The 22492-nt window shown below is 74.4% G+C and carries 20 protein-coding genes; 12 read left to right on the top strand and 8 right to left on the bottom strand.

Translation table 11 applies throughout. From position 1 onward, the window contains the following. Positions 1–9 precede the first annotated feature (9 nt). Complete coding sequence (locus tag ACFP3R_RS22585) at positions 10–801, bottom strand: hypothetical protein (protein ID WP_380638360.1); 792 nt, start codon at positions 799–801, stop codon at positions 10–12. A gap of 149 nt (positions 802–950) precedes the next feature. Between ACFP3R_RS22585 and ACFP3R_RS22580 the strand changes: the two genes are divergently transcribed. The 7 genes from ACFP3R_RS22580 (at position 951) to ACFP3R_RS22550 (ending at position 6947) form a co-directional block, all read left to right on the top strand. Continuing rightward, positions 951–2441, top strand: coding sequence for a CYTH and CHAD domain-containing protein (locus ACFP3R_RS22580; protein ID WP_380638359.1), 1491 nt, complete (start codon positions 951–953; stop codon positions 2439–2441). A 168-nt stretch (positions 2442–2609) separates the two neighbouring features. Then, positions 2610–4202 carry a beta-N-acetylhexosaminidase gene (locus ACFP3R_RS22575; RefSeq protein ID WP_380638358.1) on the top strand — a complete coding sequence of 531 codons (1593 nt, stop codon included), beginning with the start codon at positions 2610–2612 and terminating at the stop codon, positions 4200–4202. Positions 4203–4345: 143 nt separating this feature from the next. Further along, positions 4346–4771: a hypothetical protein gene (locus tag ACFP3R_RS22570; RefSeq protein ID WP_380638357.1), complete on the top strand. Its 426-nt coding sequence runs from the start codon at positions 4346–4348 to the stop codon at positions 4769–4771. Beyond that, positions 4749–5345, top strand: coding sequence for a DUF402 domain-containing protein (locus tag ACFP3R_RS22565; protein WP_380638356.1), 597 nt, complete (start codon positions 4749–4751; stop codon positions 5343–5345). The genes ACFP3R_RS22570 and ACFP3R_RS22565 overlap by 23 nt, the downstream gene beginning before the upstream one ends. Beyond that, positions 5342–5956, top strand: coding sequence for a nucleoside/nucleotide kinase family protein (locus ACFP3R_RS22560; protein WP_380638355.1), 615 nt, complete (start codon positions 5342–5344; stop codon positions 5954–5956). Before ACFP3R_RS22565 ends, ACFP3R_RS22560 begins: the two co-directional genes overlap by 4 nt. A gap of 13 nt (positions 5957–5969) precedes the next feature. After that, entirely contained in the window at positions 5970–6236 is a 267-nt protein-coding gene (locus ACFP3R_RS22555) for a DUF6412 domain-containing protein (RefSeq protein WP_380638354.1), read from the top strand. A 42-nt stretch (positions 6237–6278) separates the two neighbouring features. Next, the gene (locus ACFP3R_RS22550; RefSeq protein WP_380638353.1) at positions 6279–6947 is read left to right on the top strand and encodes a YidC/Oxa1 family membrane protein insertase; all 669 of its coding nucleotides are present in this window, start codon (positions 6279–6281) and stop codon (positions 6945–6947) included. Here ACFP3R_RS22550 and ACFP3R_RS22545 read toward each other — a convergent pair. Continuing rightward, the gene (locus ACFP3R_RS22545; RefSeq protein WP_380638395.1) at positions 6856–7887 is read right to left on the bottom strand and encodes a fatty acid desaturase family protein; all 1032 of its coding nucleotides are present in this window, start codon (positions 7885–7887) and stop codon (positions 6856–6858) included. The two genes, ACFP3R_RS22550 and ACFP3R_RS22545, sit on opposite strands and share 92 nt — an antisense overlap. Positions 7888–7916: 29 nt before the next feature. After that, entirely contained in the window at positions 7917–9458 is a 1542-nt protein-coding gene (locus ACFP3R_RS22540; protein ID WP_380638352.1) for a PucR family transcriptional regulator, read from the bottom strand. A 137-nt stretch (positions 9459–9595) separates the two neighbouring features. On the opposite strand from ACFP3R_RS22540, the gene pruA reads away from it, so the two are divergent. Both pruA and ACFP3R_RS22530 read left to right on the top strand, forming a co-directional pair. Then, entirely contained in the window at positions 9596–11221 is a 1626-nt protein-coding gene (gene pruA, locus ACFP3R_RS22535) for an L-glutamate gamma-semialdehyde dehydrogenase (RefSeq protein WP_380638351.1), read from the top strand. A gap of 2 nt (positions 11222–11223) precedes the next feature. Then, entirely contained in the window at positions 11224–12147 is a 924-nt protein-coding gene (locus tag ACFP3R_RS22530) for a proline dehydrogenase family protein (RefSeq protein ID WP_380638350.1), read from the top strand. Here the strand turns inward: ACFP3R_RS22530 and ACFP3R_RS22525 are convergent. Then, on the bottom strand, positions 12134–14779 hold the full coding sequence (locus tag ACFP3R_RS22525) for an AAA family ATPase (RefSeq protein ID WP_380638349.1): 2646 nt from the start codon (positions 14777–14779) through the stop codon (positions 12134–12136). The genes ACFP3R_RS22530 and ACFP3R_RS22525 overlap by 14 nt on opposite strands. A gap of 96 nt (positions 14780–14875) precedes the next feature. Here ACFP3R_RS22525 and ACFP3R_RS22520 point away from each other — a divergent pair, with 96 nt between their 5' ends. The 3 genes from ACFP3R_RS22520 to ACFP3R_RS22510 all read left to right on the top strand — a co-directional run bounded on the left by ACFP3R_RS22520 (position 14876) and on the right by ACFP3R_RS22510 (position 18878). Further along, positions 14876–16549 carry a bifunctional 3'-5' exonuclease/DNA polymerase gene (locus ACFP3R_RS22520; protein ID WP_380638348.1) on the top strand — a complete coding sequence of 558 codons (1674 nt, stop codon included), beginning with the start codon at positions 14876–14878 and terminating at the stop codon, positions 16547–16549. 199 nt (positions 16550–16748) lie between these two features. Next, a complete protein-coding gene (locus ACFP3R_RS22515; protein ID WP_380638347.1) occupies positions 16749–18140 on the top strand; it encodes a carbohydrate-binding protein in 1392 nt (463 codons plus the stop codon). Positions 18141–18206: 66 nt separating this feature from the next. Then, a complete protein-coding gene (locus ACFP3R_RS22510) occupies positions 18207–18878 on the top strand; it encodes a helix-turn-helix transcriptional regulator (protein ID WP_380638346.1) in 672 nt (223 codons plus the stop codon). On the opposite strand, the gene ACFP3R_RS22505 is transcribed toward ACFP3R_RS22510, so the two are convergent. The 4 genes from ACFP3R_RS22505 to ACFP3R_RS22490 all read right to left on the bottom strand — a co-directional run bounded on the left by ACFP3R_RS22505 (position 18860) and on the right by ACFP3R_RS22490 (position 22484). Next, positions 18860–19717, bottom strand: a complete 858-nt coding sequence (locus ACFP3R_RS22505) for a prenyltransferase/squalene oxidase repeat-containing protein (RefSeq protein WP_380638345.1) — start codon at positions 19715–19717, stop codon at positions 18860–18862. The genes ACFP3R_RS22510 and ACFP3R_RS22505 overlap by 19 nt on opposite strands. 66 nt (positions 19718–19783) lie before the next feature. Continuing rightward, on the bottom strand, positions 19784–20950 hold the full coding sequence (locus tag ACFP3R_RS22500; RefSeq protein WP_380638344.1) for a lactate 2-monooxygenase: 1167 nt from the start codon (positions 20948–20950) through the stop codon (positions 19784–19786). A 28-nt stretch (positions 20951–20978) separates the two neighbouring features. Further along, positions 20979–22223 carry a tyrosine-type recombinase/integrase gene (locus ACFP3R_RS22495; RefSeq protein ID WP_380638343.1) on the bottom strand — a complete coding sequence of 415 codons (1245 nt, stop codon included), beginning with the start codon at positions 22221–22223 and terminating at the stop codon, positions 20979–20981. A gap of 72 nt (positions 22224–22295) precedes the next feature. Next, a complete protein-coding gene (locus ACFP3R_RS22490; RefSeq protein ID WP_380638342.1) occupies positions 22296–22484 on the bottom strand; it encodes a helix-turn-helix domain-containing protein in 189 nt (62 codons plus the stop codon). Between the last annotated feature and the right edge of the window lie 8 nt (positions 22485–22492).

Raw genomic sequence — 22492 nt, 5'->3', positions numbered from 1 at the left:
GGTGCTCGCTCAGGGGTGCAGGGAGTCCAGCTGGTCCACCAGGTCGGCGTGGATCTCGGCCCGGCGAACCCACGCGGCGATGCCCGAGCCGGCCGAGGGCACCTCGCCCAGGGGTGAGACGGGGTCGGTGACGCCGTACTCCAGGCGGTACGCGATCAGGGTCACCGCGGCCTCCACCCAGGGCGCCGGGTCCGGGTGGGTGATCTCGCCCAGGCCGACGCGGAACCACAGCGGCAGCCGGGTGTCGGCGGCCAGGGCGCGTTCCAGGCGCGTGCGGGCGATGTCCAGGACCTCCTGGCGGGCCTTGTCACCGGCCACCACGGCTTCGGCGCGCCACGGCTCCTCGGCGGCGGCCCGGTCGGCGGCCAGGCGCTCGGCCGCGGCCGCGGCGTCGGTCTCCCGCACGCTGAGCTGCCACTCCAGGTTGTCCACCCGGTGCTGGAGCTGGTCGCGCTCCATGCGCGGCACCCGGCCGGAGGTGAGCCGGCCGGCGACGGCGTCCAGCTCCTGCCGCAGCGACTCGTACTCGGCCACCTCGGCGCGCAGCTCGGCCCGCACCGAGTCGGCCAGCAGCTCCTGCTCCGCGTCCCACGCGGCGCGCAGCGCGGCCACGGTGTCGGCGATGCCGTCCACCGCGTCCAGGTCCTCGTCCGGGCCCGAACCGGTCCCGGAGAGCCTGCTCTCCAGCACGCGCAGGCGCGTGCTGACCCGGTTGAGCTCGGCCTTCAGCGACTCCGTGGTGGCGACGAGGTCCGCGACCGTGGGCTCGACCTCGTCGAGCCGCTCCTTCTCCGTGGGCACGTGACCAGCCAACCCCACCGGCCGGTCCTGTCCAGGGACGAACCGGGAAAACCACGCCAACGGTCCGACGCAAACCCCCGGCCTGGTTAACGCGCCGTCACCGAGGGTGATGATGACTGAAACACCACCAAGCGGTGTATGCCTGTTCCATGGCGAGGTCGGTGCACGAGACGGAACGCAAGTACGAGGCACCCGAGGGTGTGGGGCTGCCGGAGCTGACCGGGCTGCCCGGCGTCGCCGCCGCGGCGGGCCCGGAGGAGCAGCGGCTGGAGGCGGTCTACTACGACACCTCCGACCTGCGGCTGGCCCGCGCCGGGCTGACGCTGCGCCGCCGCACGGGTGGTGACGACGCGGGCTGGCACCTCAAGCTGCCGGTCGGCGGCGACACCCGCGAGGAGGTGCGGCTGCCACCGGGCCGGGCGGCCAAGCACCCGCCCCGGGAGCTCGGCTCGCTGGTCCAGGTGCACACGAGGGGCACCGAGCTGGCGCCGGTCGCGCGCATCCGGACCACGCGGCACCGGTGGCAACTGGTGGACGACCGGGGCCGGCTGCTCGTCGAGGTGGTCGAGGACCTGGTCACGGCGCAGGACACCGCCGACGACTCCCGCGTCGAGTCGTGGCGCGAGATCGAGGTGGAGCTGGGCGAGCGCGGCGACACCGGGCTGCTGGACCGGGTCGAGGCGCTGCTGGCGAAGTCCGGGATCGCGCGGTCGCGGTCGTCGGCCAAGCTGACGCGGCTGCTGGCCGGGCGGCTCCCGTCCGGCACGTCGCGCGGCGGTGGCGCCGGGGGCACGACCGCGGGCGACGTGGTCCGGGCCTACCTGCGCGAGCAGGCCGACGCGATCAAGCACCAGGACCCGCGGGTGCGCCGGCGCGAGGAGGACGCGGTGCACCAGCTGCGGGTGGCCACCCGGCGGATGCGCAGCGCGTTGCAGGCGTTCGGCGCGGTGGTGGCGCGCGACCGCACCCGCGAGCTGACCGACGAGCTGAAGTGGCTGGCCGGGGTGCTGGGCGAGGCGCGCGACCTGGAGGTGCTGCGCGACCGGTTCGAGCGGGCGGTGGACGGGCTGGACGAGGAGCTGGTGCTCGGGCCGGTGCGGGCGCAGCTGACCCGGTACTTCGCCCCGAAGGAGGTCGCCGCGCAGGAGGCGGCGGTGGCGGCGCTGGACAGCCCCCGGTACTTCGCCCTGCTCGACGCGGTCGACGCGCTGGTCGAGGACCCGCCGTTCACGCCGCTGGGGGCCAGGAAGGCCACCAAGGTGCTGCCGGACCTGGTCGCCCGGACCTACCGCAGGCTCGCCAAGCGGGTCGCGGCCGCCGACGACGACACGGGGCTGCACGAGGCGCGCAAGTCGGCCAAGCGGCTGCGGTACTCGGTCGAGGTGGCCGAGCCGGTGTTCGGCAAGCGGGGCAAGGCGTACCGCGACCGCGTGAAGGAGGTGCAGACGCTGCTGGGCGAGCACCAGGACGGCGTGGTGGCGCGGCCGGTGCTGCGCGAGCTGGGCGCCAGGGCGCAGCTGGACGGGGAGAACGGGTTCACCTTCGGCCTGCTGCACGGCCTGGAGGCCGGGGCGGCCCGGCAGGTGGAGGAGCGGTTCGCCGCCACCTGGCCGGAGCTGGGGCGCCCCCGGCTGAAGTGACCTCACCGGGCCCCGGGCAGGTCCCGACCGGGCCCCCGCCCGCGGCCGCGTTCGGCACCTCACCCGCGACCGAACGCCGATTGGTCTGGACCTTGACACCTCCTGGCGGGGCTGTAACGGTGAATTCGGGCCGCCGCCCTTGACGCACGCCCGCCAAGGAGGACGTCAGTGTCCAGAAAGAAGGAAGGCGCCGCGAGGCGCGGGCTCGGTCGAGCGCTCGCCGCACTGCTGTTCCTGGGCGCGGTCGGCACGGCGACCCCCGCGCACGCAGCCCCGGAGACATCGTTGCACCACATCGTGCCCGCGCCCGTGCAGGTCAGCCCGCGACCGGGCACGACCTACCAGCTCGGCGCGCACACCCTCATCCACACCCACCCCGGCTCGGCCGCGGCCCGGCAGGTCGGCGAGTACCTGGCCGGCGTGCTGCGGCCCTCCACCGGCTACCGGCTGCCGGTCGTGCCCGGCGCGTCCACGCGCGGCATCACGCTGCTGCTGGCCGGCGCGGACCCGTCGGTCGGCGCCGAGGGCTACCAGCTCGACGTGACCCGCTCCGGCGTGCTCGTCCGGGCCCGGACGGCGGCGGGCCTGTTCGCCGGCGTGCAGACGCTGCGCCAGCTGCTGCCCGCCCGGGTCGAGGCCAAGACCAGGCAGCGCGGACCGTTCACCGTGCCCGGCGGCCGGGTGCTCGACCACCCGCGCTACGCCCACCGCGGCGCGATGCTGGACGTGGCGCGCCACTTCTTCTCGGTCGACGAGGTCAAGCGGTACGTCGACCAGATCGCGCTCTACAAGATCAACCGGCTGCACCTGCACCTGACCGACGACCAGGGCTGGCGGCTGGAGATCAAGAGCTGGCCGCGGCTGACCACGCACGGCGGCAGCACCGAGGTCGGCGGCGGGCCGGGCGGGTACTACACGCAGGAGCAGTACCGCGACCTGGTCGCGTACGCGGCGTCCCGGCACATCACGGTGATCCCGGAGATCGACCTGCCGGGCCACACCAACGCGGCCCTGTCCTCGTACCCGGAGCTGAACTGCGACGGCGTCGCCCCGCCGCTCTACACCGGCATCGAGGTCGGGTTCAGCTCGCTGTGCATCGACAAGGAGATCACCTACCGGTTCGTCGAGGACGTGCTGCGCGAGGTCGCCGCGCTGACCCCGGGCCGGTACGTCCACATCGGCGGTGACGAGGCGCACGCCACCGCCGACCCGGACTACGACCGGTTCATGGACCGGGTCCTGCCGCTGGTGTCGAAGTACGGCAAGACCGCCACCGGCTGGCACGAGTTCGTCAAGTCCGGTCCGCCGGTGGAGGCGGTGCCGCAGTTCTGGGGCACCCGGACCACCGCGCCGGACATGGTGGCGGCCGCGGCGCGGGGCAGCCGGATCGTGCTGTCGCCGGCGTCCAAGGCGTACCTGGACATGAAGTACGACGCGAGCACCCCGCTGGGGCTGAGCTGGGCGGGCTACACCGACGTGCGGGACGCCTACGACTGGAACCCGGGCGCCTACATCGAGGGGCTGCCGGCCGAGGCCGTGCACGGGGTCGAGGCCCCGCTGTGGAGCGAGACGCTGACGAACTCGGCGGACATCGAGTTCATGGCCTTCCCGCGCCTGCCGGCGATCGCGGAGCTGGGCTGGTCGCCGTGGTCCACCCACGACTGGGAGGCGTTCAAGGTGCGCCTGGCCGCGCAGGCCGACCGGTGGCGGGTGATGGGCGTGAACTTCCACCCCGCCCCCGAGGTCCCCTGGCGGAGCTGACCCGACAGGAGGGGCGGTTCCCGCCGAACCGCCCCTCCGCGAGTCGTACGTCCAGACCGACCGTGTCGTACGTCCAGGACGGGTGAGTTCTGCGTTCGGGACAGGGGTCAGCAGAAGCCCTGCGCGGTGTCCGATTCCCGGCGGTGCGCGAGGCGTTGCGCGCGGGGGACGTCGGCACGGCCGCGGCGGTCCACCGGGGTCCGCTGCTGCCCCGGTCCGAGGCGCCCGCGGTGCGCGAGGACCTGGCCTCGGCGGTGCGGCGGGCCGTGCCGGACCGGGGCGATGTGGCGGCGCTGTGGGCGTTCGGGCTGGTCAGCGACGACGTGGCGGTGCTGGAGCGGCTGGTGTGGCTGCTGCCGGGCACCGACCCCCGGCGCGAGGTGGCGACCCGGCGGCTTGGCCTGGCGGGACCGGCGGGCGTGGCGGGTTCCGGACCCGGGCACGACCGCGCGACGGGCCGGTCACCCGAGCGAGCACCACCGCGTGACCGGCGGCCCGCCCGAGCACGCCCGCGTGACCCACGCCGCCGCGTCCTAGGCTGTCCGCGTGGGGTTCTTCCAACCGGGTGACGTGGCGTTGCGGCGCGAGGTGCTGCACGGGAAGCCGTGGTCGGTGACGCCGACGCGGGTCGTGCTCGACGGGCCCGGCCTGCTGGTCGTGTTCACACCGCCCGGCGCGGTGTTCGGGTTCCCGCCGCACCACCGGGCCCACCACTGGCAGGCGCGCGGCCGGACGCACTGGCGCGGGGTCGGCAAGCTCCAGCTGCACCGGCCCGGCGACGCCTACTCGGTGGACCTGTACTGGGGCGGGGACGGCCGGTTCAAGGGTTGGTACCTCAACCTCCAGGACCCGTTCCGGCGCACCGCGCTCGGGTTCGACACCCTCGACCACGCGCTGGACTACTGGGCGCCGGTGGACGGGGACTGGGAGGAGCTGGACCGCGACGAGTTCGAGGAGCAGGTGGCGGAGGGCAAGTACACCGCCGGGCAGGCCGGGGCGATCCGCGCCACCGGCGAGGAGGTCGCGGCCATGCTGACCGCGGGCACGACGTGGTGGGACCCGGCGTGGGCGGCGTGGCGGCCGGACCCGGACTGGCCGGTGCCGGCGCTGCCGGCCGGGTGGGCGGACTACCCGCTGCCGTGAAGGTCGTGCCCCTCTCCCCCCGCGCCCTGGTGGACGAGCTGGTCGGGCGGGTCGACGCCCTGCCGCGCTCGACGTGGGCCCGCGTGCTCCTCGACGGCGCGCCGCCGACCCGGCCGGGCGAGCTGGCCGACCGCCTGGTGGAGCCGCTGCGCGCGCTGGGCCGCCCGGTGCTGCGCGTGTCCGCCGACGACTTCCTGAGGCCTGCGTCCGTGCGCCTGGAGCACGGCCACGAGGACCCGGACTCGTTCCGCGACTCGTGGCTGGACGTGGGCGGGCTGACGCGGGAGGTGCTCGGACCGCTGGACCCCGGCGGTTCGGGGCGGGTGCTGCCGAGGCTGTGGAACGCGGCCGCGGACCGGGCTCACCGCGCCGACTACGTGGCGCTCGGCCCGGCCGGGGTGCTGCTGCTCGACGGCACGCTGCTGCTGGACAGGTGGCTGCCCGCCGAGCTGTCCGTGCACCTGTGGCTCTCGCCGGCGGCGCTGGAGCGGCAGCTGCCGGACGCGTGGCGGTGGACGCTGCCCGCGTACGACTCCTACGAGCCCCGGGCCGATGTGACGGTGCGCTACGACCACCCCGCGCGACCCGCTCTCGTGGGTACAGTGGGCTGAGGGGGTGATGGGCGTGGACGGGGTGCGGCTGCTGATCGCGCTGGTCCTGCCCGCGCTCTACTCCCTCGCGGTGCTGAACTCGCCGGCCGAGGTCATCGCCGCCGTGGCGGCCGTGGCGCTGGTGCTGCTGCTGCTCACCGCGCCGGTGGTGCACGCCGCGCCCGCGTGGGTGCGGTCGCTGTCGATCCGCGAGAAGTCGCTGCGCGCCGCGTTCCTGCGGTTGCGCGACCCCGACGCCGCCGGGCGTCCCCGTCCCAGGGCACCGGGATTCGGCCGATAAGCGCCGAGTCCCCTTTTTCCCGCTCTGAAGACGGAGTTCCCCTTGTTCCACGCCCTGGGCTCAGCCCTGGCCGGGATCGCCACGCCCGCCCTGGCCATCGTCCTGCTCACCGCGGCCGTCCGGCTGCTGCTGCACCCGCTCAGCCGGGCCGCCGTGCGCGGCGAGAAGGCCCGTGCCGCCCTCGCCCCCGAACTGCGCGCGCTCACCGACAGGTACGGCGAGGACCGGGTGAAGCTCCAGGAGAAGACCCTGGAGCTCTACCGGGAGAACGGCACCTCGCTGTTCGCCGGCTGCCTGCCCGCGTTGGCGCAGGCGCCGTTCTTCATGGTCGTGTACCAGCTCGTGACCACACCGAACCCGCTGCTCGACGGCACGCTGCTGGGCGTGCCGCTGGGCGCGCACTGGTTCGGCGCCTGGACGCACACGCCGGTGTTCGCCGGGTTGTTCGCGCTGCTGGCGGTGGTCGCGTTCGCGACCTCCCGCTGGCAGGCCGCGGTGGCCAGGCGCGGTGGAGCACCGCAGCCGCCGTTCGCGGGGCTGCTGCGGCTGCTGCCGTTCGGCACGGTGCTGATCGCCGCCGTGCTGCCGCTGGCCGCCGGGCTCTACCTGGCGGCCACCACTAGCTGGACGCTGCTGGAGCGAGCTTTCCTGTACCGCGCAGTTCGGCTCCCGCCTCGTGCAGGTACTTCAGCACGTGCGCGTAAGAGGTGAACAGGCCGCACTCGGCGTAGGACACCGAGTGCCGGCCGCAGAAGTCGCGGACCAGCGCCTGCGCGTGGCGCAGGTGCGGCCGCGGCATGTTCGGGAACAGGTGGTGCTCGATCTGGTAGTTCAGGCCGCCGAGCAGGAAGTCGGTGAACCAGCCGCCGGTGACGTTGCGCGAGGTGAGCACCTGCTTGCGCAGGAAGTCCAACTGGTGGCCGGCCTGGAGCACCGGCATCCCCTTGTGGTTGGGCGCGAAGGAGATGCCCATGTAGACGCCGAACAGGCCCTGGTGGACCGCGATGAAGGCCAGGGCCTTGCCCGGCGACATCATCGAGAACACCAGCGCCAGGTAGCCGATGACGTGCGCGGCCAGCAGCGCCAGCTCCAGCCGCCAGCCCTTGACCTCGCGGCGCACGGCGGCGGCGGCGCTGATGATGTGCAGGCTGAAGCCCTCCAGCAGCAGCAGCGGGAAGAACAGCCACGCCTGGTGCTTCACCACGAACCGGAAGAACCCGCGCTTGCGCTCGGCCTGCTCGGCGCTGAACGCGAGCACCGAGATGTCCACGTCCGGGTCGTCGTCCTCGTGGTTGGGGTTGGCGTGGTGGCGGGTGTGCTTGCCCATCCACCAGCCGTAGCCCACGCCGACGAACAGGTTGCCCAGCAGCAGGCCGGCGGTCTGGTTGGCGCGGTGGCTCGCGAAGACCTGCCGGTGACCTGAATCATGTCCGAGGAAGGCGATCTGCGTGAAGACCACGGCGAGCACCGCGGCGGGCACGAGCTGCCACCAGGAGTCGCCGATGAGCACCACGGCAGCGACGGTGAGGAGCAAGGCGCCCACCACCCCGGCGAAGTACCAGGCGTAATAGCCGACGCGTCGGTCGAGCAGCCCTCGCTGCTTGACCAACCGGGATAGTTCAGCGAAGTCGCTGCCGCGGGTGCTCACCAGCGGAGGGTACGTGGGCCGGGGCCGTTCCCTCAGGACAGCCTCAGTTGCAGCTGTGCGAACAACCGAAGGAGTGGGTCGTCCAGGTCGAAGCCGCCGAGCTCCGCGGCGCGGCGGACCCGGTACCTCAGCGTGTTCGGGTGGACGTGCAGTTTCGCCGCCGCGGTGCGCACGTCGCCGAACTCGTCGAGGTAGGCCAGCAGGGAGCGGGCCAGCTCCGGGTCCAGCGCGGTCAGCCTCGGGTCGCGGATGCGCGGGTGCCCGGCGAGCAGCGCCAGGGTCTCCCCGACCAGCACCCGGGAGCGCACGTCGGCCAGGGTGGCGACGTCGGCGTCCAGGTCGCGGGCCATCGCGTCCAGCACCCGGTCGGCCTCCCCGCGCGAGACCATCACCTCGTCCACGGTCGGCACCGTGCACCCGACCGCGGCCTGCACGCGCAGGCCCATGTGCCCGCGGGCGGCGGCCACGATCTCCCTGGTCAGGGCGAGCAGCGGCGCCTTCGGCGGCAGGTCGGGCAGCAGCGCGTAGGTGCGGCCGGACCGCTGGCTGACCAGGGCGGTGCGCCGGTACGCGGCGGCGTGCACGGAGATCAGGCCGGTCATCTCGGCGCGGCGCAGCTCGTGCTCGGTGCGGTCGGCGTGCTCCTGCCCGCGCAGCGCGAACACCACGACCGCGGCGGGCCGGTCCGGGTCGGCGCCGATCTGCTCGGCCAGCGACCCGGCCTCCGTGCGGCCGTCGAGCAGCGAGGCCAGCAGGTTCTCCCGGAACGCGACCGCGGGCTCCCGCTGCTGCACGAGGTGCAGCGCGGTCACCCTGGCCGCGCCGAGCAGGGCGCGCTCGGCCTGCTCGGTGAGCGGCGCGGCGCCCTCCTGCACCCAGATCGCGCCCAGCGGCCGCGTGCCCGCGTGGACGCCGACCGCGAGCCGGCGGCGGATGCCCAGCTCGGGGTGCTCGTCGATGCGCACGACCTCCTCGCCCGCGCGCAGCCGCCGGTAGACGCCCCACTCGCGGAGCATCTTCAGGTAGGGCTCGGGCCCCTGGCGGCCCAGGATCGACAACCGGCGCAGCTCGTCGACCTCGTCGGACGAGCGGGAGTAGGCGAGCACGCGGCTCGCGGTGTCCTCGATGCTGACGCTGCCGCCGGTCAGCGCGGCGATCGTCTGGGCCAGGCCGAACAGGTCGCCGACGGCCTCGGCCGCGCCCGCGTCGGCGGTCAGGCGGGCGTTCGTGACCACGCCCCTGGCCAGGGCTTCGAGGTGTTCCCAGCGCACCTCGGGGCGGACCGCGAGCAGGGCGACGCCCGCGTCCGCCGCGGCCTGCCTGAGCACGGGCGCGGGCGCGTCGGCCTTGACCGCCACGGCCACCGCGCCCCCGGCCGCGGCCGCCTTGACCAGCGGCAGGGCCGCACGCCCCCGGGCGCCCACGACCAGGACCAGGTCGCCGGGCCGGACGTCGGGCACGTCGTCGGGGTCGAGGATCACGACGTCGAGCACGTCGGCCTCCAACCCGTGCGGTGCGGCCTGCACCTCGACGAACGGGTCACCGAGGGCGATCAGCACCTGACGCAGGCTCATCCTTTTGTCCATTCGCACAACAACGGGTGGCCAAGCCTAGACGTGAGGACAACAGCGCGCAGGGTCGGAAGTCCTACCGTTTGGGGAACCCAACCACAGTTGGGGTACTCCCCGATCAGGTGGCGAAGGAGCAGCTTGTGGATGCCGTGACCGCGGTCCCCGCACCGGTGAACGAGCCCGTCCTCGGTTACGCCCCCGGCGCCCCGGAGCGCGCGCGGCTCCAGGCGGAGCTGGCCGAGCTGACCAAGGAGCCCGTCGAGCTGACCCTGACCATCGGGGGCGAGCAGCGCGCCGGCGGAGGCGATCCCTTCGACGTCGTGCAGCCGCACAACCACCGCGCCGTCCTGGGCACCGCGCGCGGCGCCACCGGGCAGGACACCCGGGACGCCATCGCCGCCGCCCGCGAGGCCGCGCCCGCGTGGCGCGCCCTGTCCTTCGACGACCGGGCCGCGATCCTGCTCAAGGCCGCCGAGCTGCTGGCCGGCCCGTGGCGGGCCAGGATGAACGCCGCCACCATGCTCGGGCAGTCCAAGACCGCGATCCAGGCCGAGATCGACGCCGCGTGCGAGCTGATCGACTTCTGGCGCTTCAACGTCTCGTTCGGCCGGCAACTGCTGGCCGAACAGCCGCAGTCCTCCCCCGGCGTGTGGAACCGCACCGACCACCGCCCGCTGGAGGGCTTCGTCTACGCGATCACGCCGTTCAACTTCACCGCCATCGCGGCCAACCTGCCCACCGCGCCCGCCCTGATGGGCAACGTCGTGCTGTGGAAGCCCTCGCCCACGCAGGGCCTCGCCGCGCACCTGACCATGCGGCTGCTGGAGGAGGCGGGCCTGCCGCCGGGCGTGATCAACCTGCTGCCCGGCGACGGCCTGGCCGTGTCCGAGGTCGCGCTGGCCGACCCGGACCTGGCGGGCATCCACTTCACCGGCTCCACCAAGACCTTCCAGCACCTGTGGGGGCAGGTCGGCGCGAACATCGCGAACTACCGCGCCTACCCGCGCGTCGTCGGCGAGACCGGCGGCAAGGACTTCGTGCTGGCCCACCCGTCGGCCGACCTGGACGTGCTGCGCACCGCGCTGGTCCGCGGCGCGTTCGAGTACCAGGGCCAGAAGTGCTCGGCCGCGTCCCGCGCCTACGTGCCGCGCTCGGTGTGGAACCGGCTCAAGGACGACCTGCTGGCCGAGGTCGAGGCGCTGACCGTCGGCGACGTCACCGACCTCGACAACTTCATGGGCGCGGTGATCGACCGGCGGTCGTTCGACAAGCTGTCCGGCGTGCTGGACGCGGCGCGGCGCGACCCGAAGCTGGAGGTCGTGGCCGGCGGCACCGCCGACGACACCGACGGCTACTTCGTGCGGCCCACCGTGCTGCTGGGCGAGGACCCCGGCCACGAGGTGTTCACCACCGAGTACTTCGGCCCGGTGCTCGCGGTGCACGTGTTCGACGACGCCGACTACGACACCGTGGTCGAGCAGATGGAGAAGGCCGCCCCCTACGCCCTGACCGGCGCGGTCATCGCCCAGGACCGGCGCGCCATCGTCAAGGCGCAGGAGGACCTGCGGTTCGCCGCGGGCAACTTCTACGTCAACGACAAGCCCACCGGCGCGGTCGTGGGCCAGCAGCCCTTCGGCGGCGGCCGGGCCTCGGGCACCAACGACAAGGCCGGCTCGGTCCACAACCTGCTGCGCTGGGTGAGCCCCCGGTCCATCAAGGAGACCTTCGCGCCGCCGACCACCATCCGCTACCCGCACCAGGGGTGATCATGCTCCGCTCCGCGCTGCTCGCCGCCGCCCGCTCCGGGGCCGTCCGCGGGCTGGTCGAACGCACACCGCTGACCCGGCCGGTGGTCAGGCGCTTCATCTCCGGCGACGACGTCGACGCGGCCGTCGCCACCACCGGCGAGCTGCTGGCCGACGGCCGGTACGTCACCCTGGACCACCTCGGCGAGGACACCCGGGACGCGGCGCAGGCGACCGCGACCGTCGAGGCGTACCTCGACCTGCTGCGCCGCCTGGAGCTCGCCGGGCACACCGGGCGGGCCGAGGTGTCGGTGAAGCTGTCCGCGGTGGGCCAGTTCCTGCCCGTGGACGGCGAGAAGACCGCGCTGGAGAACGCGCGCCGCATCTGCGCGGCGGCGGGCGCGGTCGGCACCACGGTCACCCTCGACATGGAGGACCACACCACCACCGACTCCACCCTGGGCATCCTGCGCGAGCTGCGCGTGGACTTCCCGTGGGTGGGCGCGGTGCTCCAGGCGTACCTCAAGCGCACCGAGCAGGACTGCCGGGACCTGGCCCACGCCGGGTCGCGCGTGCGGCTGTGCAAGGGCGCCTACAGGGAGCCCGCCGCGGTGGCGTTCCAGGACAAGGCCGAGGTCGACCTGTCCTACGTGCGCTGCCTGCGGGTGCTGATGGAGGGCTCCGGCTACCCCATGGTCGCCTCGCACGACCCGCGGCTGGTCGCCATCGCGGGCGAGCTGGCGAGCCGGCGCCCCAAGAGCAGCTACGAGTTCCAGATGCTCTACGGCATCCGGCCCGAGGAGCAGCGCCGCCTCGCCGCCGAGGGCCACCGGGTGCGGGTGTACGTGCCCTACGGCGACGAGTGGTACGGCTACTTCATGCGGCGGCTGGCCGAGCGGCCCGCGAACGTGGGGTTCTTCCTGCGCTCGCTGATCACCACGAACTAGCCCGCGGCCGGGCGCGCGCCACCTCCGGGTCGGCGTGCGCCCGGAGCACGTCGTCCACCGCCGCGGTCGCACCCCGGCACACCTCCGCCGGCGCGCCGGCCGCGCGCAGCACCTCCACGGCGCGGTGCGCGAGCAGCAGCGCCCGGTCGAGGTCGGTGTTGCCCTCGACGCACAGGCGCACGCGGAACAGCAGCGCGTCCGCGTAGCGCGCCTCGGCCGCCAGCTCGTCCGGCGCCCCGGTCAGCTGCCACGCCAGCACGGCCCACCGGGCGTGGTCCGCCGCGCCGGGGTGGTCCTGGGCGCGGCGCAGCACCGCGGCCCGGTGCACGGCCTCGGGGAACGCGGTGGCCGCAGCGCGGTGGCGGCCCAGCAGGTCCCGCCAGGTCGCGGCGGCGCGCTCCACCAGGCGCGCGGCCAGCTCGTCGGTCTCGGGCAGCTCGTCGGCGAGCGCGCGCAGGGCGCGGGCCGGCTCGGGCCCCTGCGCCACGAGCACGTGGTGCGGCAGGTCCCCGGCCGCGACCAGCACCTCCTCCGCCAGCCGCCGCGCCTCGCGCTCGCGGCCGGCCGCGAGCAGCAGCCCGACCACCTTCGCCCGCGCCGCCGTGACCGCGGCCGGGTGGCGGACCGCCGACGGGCGCAGCAGCACCACCGCCGCCTCGGCCACCGACCGCCGCTCCAGCACGCCCGCGCCGCCGTCGGCCGCCACGTCCACCCGCGCGACCAGGGCCGCGGCCAGCCGCGCCACCGCGTCCGGGTCCCCGCCCCGGGCCAGCCGGCGGCGCACCAGCACGACCTCGTCCGCGGCGGCGGCGGCCTCGACCGGGCGGTCCCGGTGGGCCGCGGCCAGCTCGCCGAGCGCGCCCGCGAGTTCCGGCTCGAAGTCGCGCGGGTTGGCCCGCGCGAGCCGGCGCAGCACCGCGACCGACTCCTCCACCGCCGCCACCGCCTCCTCGGGCAGGCCGCACGAGGTCAGCAGCGCGGCCACCGAGAGCAGCGCGCGGGCCAGGTCGGCCTCGAAGCGCGGGTCGCCGGCCGCGACCGAGCGCCAGCGCGCCACGGCCAGCCGGGCGGTGCGCGCGGCCTCCTCGCGGCGGCCCGCGTCGAACAGCCGGGCCGCGTGGTGGTGGGTGACCTTGGCCAGGTCGAGGCCGAACAGGGCGTGCTGGTGGCCGGCCAGGTCCCGGCAGCGCACGGCCGCCTCCGCGACCGCGGCCAGCGCCTCGTCGCGGCGGCCCACCGCGGCGTAGCGCAGGCTGAGCTGGTCGAGCGCGCCGACCAGGCGGGGCGCGTAGTCGACGTCCTCGGCGGCGGCCAGCCGGCACAGCTCGACGGCCTCCTCCGCCGCCGTCACGGCCTCCGCGTCCCGGCCGACCGCGACGAGCTTCAGCCCGAGGTCGCCCAGCGCGTCCGCGAGCGCGGACCGGTGCTCGACCGGGTCCGCCGCGGTCAACTCGCGGTAGAGGCCGACCTCCAGGCTCGTGGCCTCCAGCGCCTCCTCGCGCAACGCGGCCAGGGCGGCGCGGGCGCTGAGCACCCCGTGCAGCTCGGCCAGCTCGGACTTGCCCGCGCCACCGGCCCGGTCGCGGTGGGGGTGGCGGTCGGGGTCGTTGTCGCGGTGGCGGTCGCGGTCGTCGTGGCGGTCGCGGTCACGGTCGCGCAGCAGGGCCCGGGTGAGCACGGCGGGCAGCGGGTCGCCGTGGAAGCGGGCGTCGTCGAACACGTCCCTGGCCACGGCCGCGGCCGCCGCGGGCAGCCCGGCCACCGCGCGCAGGGTGGCCGCGGTGGCGGTGCGCGCCAGGTCCGGCCGGGCGGCGAACAGCCGCTCCGCCCGGCGCGGCACGTGGGGCCACCGGTCGGCGGCGCGCAGCAGCGCCTCCAGCGTCTCCGGGGTGCACTCGGGCTCGATCCGCTCGTCCAGCAGCGCGACGGCGAGCACGTCCTCGGCCAGGCGGCCCCGGTCGGTCGCGGCGGGGTCGACGCTGACCAGCCAGCGCACCAGGTCGGCCCGATCCGGGTCGCGCACCCCGTGCACGACGGCGAGGGCGCTCAGGTGCAGGTCGTGGTAGGTGGCCACCGCCGGGTCGGGTGCCGCCGGGTCGGGTGCCGCCGGGTCGGGTGCCGCCGGCGCGGTCGGGCGTGGGAGGTCGAGGGCGTCGGCGAAGCGGTCGCAGGCGTCGGCGAAGGACGCGGCGTGCTGCTCCGGGCAGGGGCCCAGCGCCAACTCGGCGCCGGTGCGCCCGAGGTCGGCCGCGCGCTGGCGGGCCGCCGACCACCACCAACCCGCCGTGCGGGCGAGCAGCAGGACGTGGGTGTCCGGTTCGCGCAGCAGGTCGTGCAGCTCGCGCCAGGGGAGGAGGTCGGCGTCGTCCACCACGCGGACCGGGGCGCCCGCCGCGAGGCGCCGCGCCAGCCTGGTCTTCCCGACGCCGGCGGGGCCGTGGAGCAGCAGCACGGACGACCCGCCGCCGTCGACCCACCGGTCCAGCTCCCGCAGCTCCGCCGCCCGGCCGCGGAACGGCACCACCTCGTACCGCGGGTCGAGCAGCTCACCGGGCGACAGGTCCACGATCACCATCTTGCCGGGCTGCTGCTTGCCCGATCGGGTGATGGTGTTCCGGGTGGACCCGAACACCACGCCCACCGGTCCCGGAACCGGCGCTCCGGGACCCCGCCCACCCGGCCACCCACCGACCCGCGGTTGTCGGACCCCGGGGGCACAATCCAGGACGTGCTCGTCGCCCTGGTGCCCGACGCGGAGAACGCGGGGAGGTTGCGCCCGCTCTCCGACGCCGGCGTGCCCACCGGCCCCGTCGTCGAGGCGCCGGACCTCGCGGCGGCCGTGGCCGATTTCGAGGCCCGGCACCGGCCCCGCTGGCTGTGGGCGGCGACCACCGACGTCTACCCCGGCCTGCTGGCGCGCGGGGTCCGCGTGGAGCGGTGCCAGGACCTCTCGCACGTCGAGCACCTCCTGCTGGCCTACCGGAAGCGGCACGGGGAGCCGCGCGGGCTGGGGGCGGCCGTGGCGCGGTTGCGCGGGCTGCCGGTGCCCGAGGACCACGGGCCGCGCAAGCGCGACAGCCAGCCGACGCTGTTCGAGCCGGAGCAGGAGCGGCTGCCCGGCGGGGTGGACCCGCTGGACGCGGTGGTCGAGGTGCACGGCGAGCAGCAGCGGGTCGCGGCCGGCCTGCCGCACGCGGACCGCCTGCGGCTGCTGTTCGCGGCCGAGTCGGCGAGCGCGCTGGCCGCCGCCGAGATGACGCACTTCGGCCTGCCGTGGCGGGAGGACGTGCACGAGCGGCTGCTGGAGGACCTGCTCGGGCCGCGACCGGTGACCGGGGCCCGGCCGCGGATGCTGGCCGAGCTGGCGGACCGGATCACGGCGGCGTTCGGCGGCAGGCAGGTCAACCCCGACCACCCGCCGGGGATCGTGCGGGCGTTCGCGCGGGAGGGCGTCGACGTGCCGTCGACGCGGGCGTGGGTGCTCAAGCGCGTCGACCACCCGGCGGTCGCACCGCTGCTGGAGTACAAGGAACTGGCCCGGCTGTGGGTCGCGCACGGCTGGTCGTGGCTCGACGCGTGGGTGTCGGACGGCCGGTTCCGGGCGGACTACGTGGTGGGCGGCGTGGTGTCCGGGCGGTGGGCCACGCGGGGCGGGGCGGCGCTCCAGATCCCGCGCGTGCTGCGGACCGCGGTGCGGGCCGACCCGGGGTGGAAGCTGGTCGCGGCGGACGCGGCCCAGCTGGAGCCGCGCGTGCTGGCGGCGCTGGCGGACGACCGGGGGTTCGCCGGCGTGTCCACCGACGACGACCTCTACACGACGCTGGCGGAGGAGGCGTTCGACGGCGACCGGGACCGGGCGAAGCTCGCGATGCTGTCGGCGATGTACGGCGGCACGGGCGGCGCGGCCGCGCCCGCCATGGCCGTGCTCCGGCGCCGGTTCCCGGAGGCCGTCGGCTACGTCGAGGCCGCCGCCCTGGCGGGCGAGCAGGGCCGGGTGGTCCGCTCCCGGCTGGGCCGCACCAGCCCGCCGCCGTCGGAGGCGTGGCGCGAGCTGACCGGCAGCGCGGACGAGGGCGAGGACGCGCTGCGCCGCTCCCGGCGCGCGGCCCGCGACTGGGGCCGCTTCACCCGCAACTTCGTCGTGCAGGCCAGCGCGGCGGACTGGACGGCGGCCCTGCTGGGCGCGCTGCGCCGGCGCCTGCACCAGGCCGCGCCGGGCTCGCACCTGGTCTTCTTCCAGCACGACGAGGTCCTGGTGCACTGCCCGGAGGAGCAGGCCGAGGTGGTGTGCGCCGAGGTCACCGCGGCGGGGCGGGAAGCCTCCCGCCTGGTGTTCGGCGACACCCCGGTCCGCTTCCCCCTCAAAGCCGTCCCGGTGGACACCTACGCCGAGGCCAAGTGACCGCGAGTCGAACGTTCGGGACCACCGTGTCGAACACCCGTGACGGGTGAGTTCCACACCCGCGTTCGGCCCACGCCCCGCGCACCCGCGTCTCCTTTGGGCTGTTCGGTCTCTTGAACGATCATTGTGAGAGCGCTCTCATGAGAGGGGAACGCCCTTCGTCGTCGCGCAGCACCCAGTGACAAGGAGGTCACCGCGCATGGTGCTCAAGCCGAGCCGCCGACAGCGCGTACTCGCGATCGCCGCCGCCCTCATCACCGCCGTGCCCCTAGCCGCCATCGCCACGGCCAACGCCTCGGTGCCGTCCACACCACCGGGCTGGACGCTCCAGTGGAGCGACGACTTCAACGGTGCGGCCAACACCCTGCCGTCCTCGCAGAACTGGATCTTCGACCTCGGCCACGGCTACCCGGGCGGCCCCGGGAACTGGGGCACCGGCGAGATCCAGAACTACACCAACAGCACCAACAACATCAAGCTCGACGGCTCCGGCAACCTGCGGATCACCGCGCTGCGCGACAGCGGCGGCGGCTGGACCTCCGCCCGCATCGAGACCCAGCGGGCGAACTTCAAGGCACCCGCCGGCGGCAAGCTGGCCATCGAGAGCCGCCTCCAGATGCCCAACGTCACCGGCGCGGCGGCCCTCGGCTACTGGCCCGCGTTCTGGGCGCTCGGCTCCCCCTACCGCGGCAACTACTGGAACTGGCCCGCCATCGGCGAGTTCGACGTCATGGAGAACGTCAACGGCATCAACTCCGTCTGGGGCGTGCTGCACTGCGGCGTGAACCCCGGCGGCCCGTGCAACGAGACCAACGGCCTCGGCGCGAGCAGGCAGTGCCCGGGCTCGTCGTGCCAGTCGGCGTTCCACACCTACCGGTTCGAGTGGGACGAGAGCGTCAGCCCCAAGCAGCTGCGCTGGTACGTGGACGGCCAGCAGTTCCACAGCGTCAGCCAGAACCAGATGGACGCCACCACGTGGAACAACATGACCAGCCACGCCGGGTACTTCCTGCTGCTGAACCTGGCCATCGGCGGCGCGTTCCCCAACGGCGTGGCCGGCCACGCCACGCCTACCTCCGCCACCGTGCCGGGCCACTCCCTGGTGGTCGACTACGTCGCGGTGTGGTCGGCAGGCAGCGGGCAGAACCCGACCACCACGACCACCACCAACCCGCCCGGCGGCAGCGGCTGGGACGCCTACGCCGACATCCAGGCCGAGCAGGCCACCACCCGCAACGGCGGTACGGTCGAGTCGGCCGACGGCGGTCAGGCGGTGGCGCAGTTGCGCAACGGCAACTCGCTGCGGTTCTCCGGCGTCCGGTTCGGCTCGGCCACCGCGCGCCAGTTCTACGGCCGGGTGGCGTCCGGCGCGACGGGCGGGGTGAGCGGCCTGGTCGAGGTGCGGCTGGGCAGCCCGACCGCGACCCCGATCGGCAGCTTCTCCGTCGGCAGCACGGGCGGCTGGCAGAGCTGGCGCACGGTGCCGGCGAACATCTCGGGCGTCACCGGCACGCACGACGTCTACGTGACGTTCACCAGCGGCCAGTCCAACGCGTTCGTGAGCCTGAACTGGATCAGGTTCGGCACGTGAGACCCGTGGCGGGCCGCGCCCGCGCCTCCCCCGCGCGGCCCGCCACTGCCGACTACAGTTCTCCGCGTGTACGTCGAACGCCCGTTCGCCGGCCTGGCGTGCGCGTGGCAGCGGAGCACGACCCGCCCGGTCACCGGCCGCGTCGTGCCCGACGGGTGCACCGACATCATGTGGTCGACGTCCGGCCGGCTGTTCGTGGCCGGACCGGACACCGGGGCGCACCTGAGCTCGGGCGAGCCGGGCACGCTGTACGGCGTCCGGTTCGGACCGGGCGCCGGTCCGGCCGCGTTCGGCGTCCCCGGCCACGCGCTGCGCGACCAGCGGGTGCCGCTGGCCGAGCTGTGGGGGCCGACCGCGGCGCTGGAGGACGAACTGGCCGCGGCGGACGACCCGTGCGCGGTGCTCGCGGAGGCCGCCCTGCGCCGGCTGCGGGCGACGCCGCCGGACCCCGCGGCGGCCGCGATCGTGGCCGCCGTGCCCACCTCCGGCGTGGCCCGCCTGGCCGACGACCTGGGCATGTCCGTGCGGCAGCTGCACCGGCGCAGCCTGGCCGCGTTCGGCTACGGGCCGAAAGTGCTGCACCGGGTGCTGCGGTTCGACCGGGCGGTGGGGCTGGCGCGGCGGGGGGTGCCGTTCGCCGACGTCGCCCACCGCACCGGCTACGCCGACCAGGCGCACCTGTCCCGCGAGGTGCGCGAGCTGGCCGGCGTGCCGCTGGGTCAGCTGATCCGGCCGTAGGCACGCAGGGTCAGCAGCGCCTCGATCGTGACGATCGGACGCCACTCGTGGGTGGTGACCGGGGTCCACGCCGGCCACGGGAACGTCCACCCGCCGTCCTCCCGGCGGGCGGCGACGAGGGCGTCGAGGTCCCGCTCGACCTCCTCGTCGCGGAACCAGCGCCGGGCGAGGCTGTCCGGGGTGGGCGCGTAGTGGTGCGGCTTGTGCGTCTCGCCCGCCGCGTAGCCCTCGTGCGCCCGGCCCTGGCCCAGGTCGACCAGGCCCTGGTCCCGCACGAGCGCGCCCAACCGCTCCGCCGCCGCGCCGGCGCGGTCCCGGTCGGGCACCGCGTCGAGGAAGTGGGCGCAGGCGGCCGCCTCGTACGGGTGCGACTCGACCAGCCCGTCGAGGCGGCGCCAGCAGAACGCGGTGGCCCCGTCCAGCCACGGGTGCTCGGCGCCGGTCCGGTGCAGGACGGACGCCAGCAGCGCGGTCATCAGCAGGTCGCTGTCCTCGGACACCCGCCACCACGGCGCCCTGGGGTGCTCGCGCGCGGTGGCCAGGCAGTTGGGCACGCCGCCGTCGGGGTTGGTGACCGAGGCCAGGAAGTCGAGGGCCCCGGGCGCGGTCCCGCCGACCTCGTGCAGCAGCGACAGCGCCGTGAAGGTGTGCAGCGGCTGACTGGTCGGCCCGCGCCCGTCCGGTTCCAGCGCGTGGCCGAACCCGCCGTCGTCGTTGCGGTACGCGAGCACCGTGCGCACCACCGGCTCGGCGGGCCCGCCGTCGAACAGGAACGCGAACCGCCGCTGCTCCAGGACGCGCGCGTGGTGCCAGAGGAAGGTCCGTGCCGCTTCGATCATGCCCGGAACGGTAGGCCCGCGGTCATCACCGCGTCTTGAACGAATCGGCCATCCCGCGCGGACGGGTCACCGCCGCTCGCGCAGCACCCCGCGGTGCAGCTCGGCCGGGCTGCGGTGGCCCGACAGCCCCAGGGTGAGGTCGAAGTCCGCGAGCAGGCCGCGCAGCACGTGCCGCACGCCGACCTCGCCGCCGTGGGCCAGGCCGTAGGCGAACGGCCGGCCGACCAGCACGGCCCTCGCGCCGAGGGCGAGCGCCTTGACGACGTCCGCCCCGCCCCGGACACCCGAGTCGAACAGCACCTCGACCTGCTCCCCCACCGCGTCGGCGATCTCCGGCAGCACGTCGAGGGACCCGACCGCGCCGTCCACCTGCCGCCCGCCGTGGTTGGACACCACGATGCCGCTGACCCCCGCGTCGACGGCCTTGCGCGCGTCGTCCACGTGCTGGATGCCCTTGAGCACGATCGGGCCGTCCCAGTGCTCGCGCAGGAAGGACAGCTGGTCCCACGACTTGTCGGTGCCGGTGAACAGCTGCACCCAGCGCAGGATCGCCATCGGCGCGTCCTCCTCGGGCGGCGCGGCCAAGCCCGCCCGGAACGCCGGGTCGGAGAACGGGATGGCCGTGCCGACGCCCCGGATGAACGGCAGGTAGGACTGGTCGAGGTCGTGCGGGCGCCAGGCGAGCGTCCACGTGTCGAGCGTGACCACCAGCACGCCGTACCCGGCCTTGCGGGCGCGGTCGAGGATGCTCGCGGTGACGTCGGGATCGTTGGGCCAGTAGAGCTGGAACCAGCGGGGACCGTCCCCGGCGGCCTCGGCGACCTCCTCGATCGTGTGCGAGGAGGCGGTGGAGAGGATGAACGGGACGCCCAGCTCGGCCGCCGCGCGGGCGGTGGCCAGCTCGCCGTCCGGGTGCAGGATCGACTGGACGCCGACGGGCGCGAGCAGCACGGGCGCGGGCACCTCGGTGCCGAGCACGGTGGTGCCGAGGTGGCGCTCGGTGGCGTCGGTGAGCATCCGCGGCACGATGCGCCACCGGTCGAACGCCTCGCGGTTGGCCCGCGCCGTCGCCCCGGCCCCGGCCGCCCCCGCCACGTACCAGAACGGTCCCGGTCCGAGGCGCTCGCGGGCGGACTCCTCCAACGCCTCGGGGTCGGTGGTGAACGGCGGCACGTTGCCCGCCAGTCCCTGGAGGTAGATCTCGTTCTGGTACCCGGCGAACTGACCAGCCATTTCGTCCCTCATCCCCCGCTCAGGCCGTCTACAGGCCGTCTGCGGAACCGTCCGCGTCGTCGGTCTGCGGATCATGCTCGTGCTCGTCCGCGTCGCCCGCAAGCACACGATCGACCGCCTTTCGGGTGCGATCGCTGCTGGCGGGCAGCAGGTGCGTGTAGACCCGCATCGTGAAGGCCGGGTCTGCGTGGCCCAGCCACTCGGCCAGGGCCTTGATCGACTCGCCCGCGTCCAGGAGCACCGAGGCGTAGAAGTGCCGCAGTGCGTGCATCCCGTCCTGCCGGAGGACGCGGGTGACCTTCGCCCGTTCGAGCGCCGGGGTCCACACGTACTGGTTGAACACGTCCCGCCTGATCGGGTTGCCGTCCTTGTTGACCAGGATCAGCGAGACCGTCTCCGGCTCCCCGTCCGGCTCCTTCCACGGCAAGGTCACCTCGACCGGCGGGAACTCCTCCACGTACGCGTCCAGGTCCCGCAGGACGCTGTCCGGCAGCGGCACGTCCCGCTCCTTGCCGCCCTTGGGAGGCGCGAACACCTGCACGTTGTCCACGATCCGAATTTGCCGAACGACGTGCAGGACCTTCTCGTCCCGGTCCACGTCGGCCATCGAGAGCCCGAAGACCTCCCCCTGCCGCAGGCCGCAGCCCGCTCCGAGCGGCACGACGATCTTGTTCTTGGCCGTGAGCGCCAGCCGGACGGCTGCCACCTTGCCCGCCGACCAGGGGACGATCTTCCGCTTGTCCGGCTGCGGCCGGGTGACGCTCTTGGCCTTGCACGGGTTCTCTGCGATCTTCTTGTCATCGATTGCGGCGTTGAAGATCGCTGACACGTGGACGAACACGACCGCCCGCGTTCCACCGGCCAACTTCTTCTGTTGTAGCGCCCGCAGCCAACTGCGGATGTGCGTCGGCAGAATCGAGCCGATCTCCCGACTGCCCAGGTGTGGATAGACCAGCTTCTTCAATCGCCGCTCGACCGCATTGCGCGTACTGCCGTCGAACGCGTGATCTTTCAGCCATGAATCCGCGTACACCTGGAACGACACCTTGCCTGCTTCCGGGTCGAGGTACGCGCCGGTGCGCTTCTCGTTCTCGACCTTGAGCAGGAATGCGTCAGCCGCACCCCGCTGCCTGTCCGGGAAGCTCTTGCTGCGCTCCTGCCCGGACGGGTCGACATAGCGGACCTTGTACCGCATCCCGACGCCGTACAGCTCGGTCTTCTCGCGAGCCAGCTTGCCCCTGGAGTCCAACTCGGGCTTGCCCGACTCGTCCACCTTCGGCCGCCACCAGCGGTCTTGGATATGTCCCACGACAGTCTTCTCCCGTCGATCGAATTGCCGAAAAAGTCAGGCGGCGTTCTCGTCCGCCTGGCCGGCCCAGGCCCTTACCCGAGCCGGGACGTAACGGAGGTACTTCCCCACCTTCTTCACCGGCGGCCCGATGCGCTGCCACTTCCACTGGTAGAGCGTTTTCACCGGAACGCCCAGGAACGCCGACACCTCGTCCACACCCCACAGAGGTTCGATTTCAGTCATGACTTCCC

Source organism: Saccharothrix lopnurensis, assembly GCF_042658445.1.
GTDB lineage: Bacteria > Actinomycetota > Actinomycetes > Mycobacteriales > Pseudonocardiaceae > Actinosynnema > Actinosynnema lopnurensis.
This window is presented reverse-complemented; position numbering and strand designations above follow the sequence as displayed.

Bases quoted from the DNA above. Each gene is read 5' to 3' on its own strand.
- ACFP3R_RS22580 (WP_380638359.1), top strand. From the start codon at position 951: ATGGCGAGGTCGGTGCACGAGACGGAACGCAAGTACGAGGCACCCGAG.
- ACFP3R_RS22540 (WP_380638352.1), bottom strand. From the start codon at position 9,458: ATGAGCCTGCGTCAGGTGCTGATCGCCCTCGGTGACCCGTTCGTCGAG.
- ACFP3R_RS22530 (WP_380638350.1), top strand. From the start codon at position 11,224: ATGCTCCGCTCCGCGCTGCTCGCCGCCGCCCGCTCCGGGGCCGTCCGC.
- ACFP3R_RS22515 (WP_380638347.1), top strand. From the start codon at position 16,749: ATGGTGCTCAAGCCGAGCCGCCGACAGCGCGTACTCGCGATCGCCGCC.
- ACFP3R_RS22505 (WP_380638345.1), bottom strand. From the start codon at position 19,717: ATGATCGAAGCGGCACGGACCTTCCTCTGGCACCACGCGCGCGTCCTG.
- ACFP3R_RS22500 (WP_380638344.1), bottom strand. From the start codon at position 20,950: ATGGCTGGTCAGTTCGCCGGGTACCAGAACGAGATCTACCTCCAGGGA.
- ACFP3R_RS22490 (WP_380638342.1), bottom strand. From the start codon at position 22,484: ATGACTGAAATCGAACCTCTGTGGGGTGTGGACGAGGTGTCGGCGTTC.